Here is a 658-nt window from a genome sequence, read left to right as displayed (position 1 = left end):
CTGTGCGACCGCCAGGGATGGCGGAAGTGCCGGTGTTGTCGGGAACATTCACCGGCCCTTTGTGGTTCAAAGCTTTTATATAACCGTACCCGGTTTCCGGATGGGTGGGCACAATCCCAAAAGTGACCAGCTTGCCATCACGAGCCGATGGTAATGCCGCTTCAACCGCCTGATGAAAAGCAGTGACATCCTTAATCACATGATCTGCTGGCAGCACCAACAAAAAGGGTTCTTCTCCGTGCTCTGTTCGACTGCCGGGAATGGCGGGAATGGCGCAAGTGCCGGTATTATCGGGAACATTCACCAGCCCTTTGTGATTCAAAGCTTTTAAAGACGCCAGTGCAACCGCTGGTGCAGTATTTCTGCCAATCGGCTCGAGAATTATGGCCAAAGCCTGCCGCCCCATCTGCCGGAACTGTTCCGCCACCAGGAAACGGTGCTCTTCATTGGCAATCACCAGCGGAGCGGTAATCGAATTCAGGCCATCCAAACGGGATACAGTGTTTTGCAACATGGTTTGCTCATTGACCAGCGGCAGGAACTGCTTAGGGAATAAGGAGCGGGACTGAGGCCAAAGACGACTGCCAGAGCCGCCGGACATTATTACGGGTATTAAGTTCATGGTTGTTAGTTATGAGTTGTGGGGTATGCATTGGAC

The 658-nt window shown here is 52.9% G+C and carries 1 protein-coding gene; it reads right to left on the bottom strand.

Translation table 11 applies throughout. The features are described from left to right. Nucleotides 1-622, bottom strand: a 622-nt coding sequence (locus J7438_RS26780) for a sugar phosphate nucleotidyltransferase (RefSeq protein WP_209279061.1), incomplete at its 3' end; no start/stop codon positions are given. Nucleotides 623-658: the final 36 nt, after the last annotated feature.

Source organism: Thalassotalea sp. G20_0 (assembly GCF_017744175.1).
In the GTDB taxonomy this organism is placed as follows: Bacteria; Pseudomonadota; Gammaproteobacteria; order Pseudomonadales; family Endozoicomonadaceae; genus Endozoicomonas.
This window is presented reverse-complemented; position numbering and strand designations above follow the sequence as displayed.